Origin of the sequence: Aquabacterium sp. (assembly GCF_004297345.1) — a bacterium.
Classification (GTDB): domain Bacteria; phylum Pseudomonadota; class Gammaproteobacteria; order Burkholderiales; family Burkholderiaceae_C; genus Aquabacterium.
This window is the reverse complement of sequence record NZ_SCTN01000247.1, coordinates 1-1,803: the sequence shown is the minus strand read 5'-3', so window position 1 is coordinate 1,803 and position 1,803 is coordinate 1. Positions and strand designations below refer to the sequence as shown.

General features: G+C 61.2%; 3 protein-coding genes. All 3 read left to right on the top strand.

Annotated elements, in window-relative coordinates:
• Window positions 1–162: 162 nt before the first annotated feature.
• Window positions 163–498 carry a metal-sulfur cluster assembly factor gene (locus EPO09_RS08730; protein WP_290642211.1) on the top strand — a complete coding sequence of 112 codons (336 nt, stop codon included), beginning with the start codon at window positions 163–165 and terminating at the stop codon, window positions 496–498.
• A 12-nt stretch (window positions 499–510) separates the two neighbouring features.
• The gene (locus EPO09_RS08725) at window positions 511–1,641 is read left to right on the top strand and encodes a hypothetical protein (RefSeq protein WP_290642209.1); all 1,131 of its coding nucleotides are present in this window, start codon (window positions 511–513) and stop codon (window positions 1,639–1,641) included.
• Between the two features lie 10 nt (window positions 1,642–1,651).
• On the top strand, window positions 1,652–1,803 hold a 152-nt coding region (locus EPO09_RS08720), incomplete at its 3' end, for a putative zinc-binding protein (RefSeq protein WP_290642213.1).

Genomic DNA, 1,803 nt, shown 5'->3' with positions numbered 1-1,803 from the left:
TGGTGCCGTAGTTCGAAAGGAGTAGTCATCCCGAAATAAGCAAGGTAAAGCCCGATTGACGCATCGCAAGGCAGATGGCGAAGCTGTGAAAGCGCCCTCGCGATTGCCCTAGCATCGCGCTCCAAAGGCCCTCTACAGCGATGTCCAAAGGACAGCAGACCCATGAGCGAATCGATCATCTCCAACTACAGTGGCGACGAAGCGATGCGGGAACCGATCATCAAGGCATTGCGTCGCGTGGTCGACCCCGAACTGTCCTTGTCCATCGTCGACGTAGGGCTAATTTATGGGCTCACCGTGACGCCGGACAAGGTGCATGTGCTCATGACCATGACCTCCGCAGCCTGCCCTGTGACGGACATGCTGCTCGATGAGGTCTATGCTGAACTGGAGCAGCTGTTTCCCATTGAAGTGAGCATCGAAGTTGAACTGGTGTGGGAGCCCGCATGGACACCCGAGCGCATGAGCCCTCGCGCCCGCGCCTTGATGAACTGGTAAGTGAGTGCCTTGATGTTTCCTCTGGCCAGCCGGGTGCTTCGCCCCGGCATGATCGCCCTGATCGCCTTCAGCCTTTTGTCCGGCATGGTGGGCGGGCTGTTGCGGGCCGGTGTACCGGTGTTCCAGGCCATCCCATCCGAATGGATCATGACCACGGCCAGCCTGCATGCAGCTCTGATGATCTGCGGCTTCCTGGGCACCGTGATCGGCATTGAACGTGCCGTGGCGCTGCACGCACCATGGGCCTTCCTGGCGCCCATTTCGTCGGCACTGGGCGGCCTGCTGCTGGTCACAGGCCACACAAACGCCGGCCTCTGGCTTTTTATGCTGGCAGCAGCGGTGTTCCTTCTGGTCAACGTGTTCATCATTGGCAAACAGTCGGCCATTCACACCTATCTGCTGCTCTTGTCGGCCTTGCTATGGCTGGGGGGCAACCTGCGCTTCATGCACCACGGCTTGCACAATGCCACCTTGACGGCCTGGTTCGCGTATCTCGTAGTCACTATTGCGGCGGAGCGCCTGGAGATGGCCCGCCTGACGCGCCCGCATGCATGGTCTCGCCCCTTGCTGGGCACAGCCTTGACCATCGTGCTGGCAGGCACCTTGCTCACAGAGTGGAGAGATGACATCGGTTGCGTGCTGTTTGGCGCGGGCCTGCTGGCCCTGGCCTTGTGGCTCATGCGCTTTGACATTGCCCGACACACAATCAAGGCCGAAGGCCTGAGCCGCTACATGGCCGTGTGCCTCCTGTCTGGCTATGTATGGCTGGGCGTATCCGGTCTGTGCTGGATGGCGCTAGGCCTGGGCCAATCAACACGAGATGCCGCACTGCACGCACTGGCGCTGGGCTTCATCATGAGCATGGTGATGGGGCACGCCCCAGTGATCCTGCCGGCCGTTGCGCGCGTGAAGCTGCATGTGGACGCCCGCTTCTACTTACCCCTTCTGCTCCTGCACCTGTCACTGTTCATGCGATTGGCATTGGGCCACGGGGATGCAAGCTGGCAAGCGCGAGGCAGCGCACTCAATGCGCTCGCCATCGTCGTCTTTGCCCTGACCGTGATCAGTGCCATCTGGTCATGGCATCGCCGCCATCCCGACCAAGCGCTCGGGACGAGGCGTCGCAACAGATCACGCAACTGAGGATGCAGCCATGGCAAGAGACACCGCGCACCAGGCCCTGGTCTACGCTTGTTCCGGTTGTTCGAGCGCCGCACAACTGGCCAATCACCTGGCCGTGCGGCTGGACCGAGAAGGTATCGCCGAGATGTCCTGCATTGCCGGCGTCGGAGGACGTGTACCCAG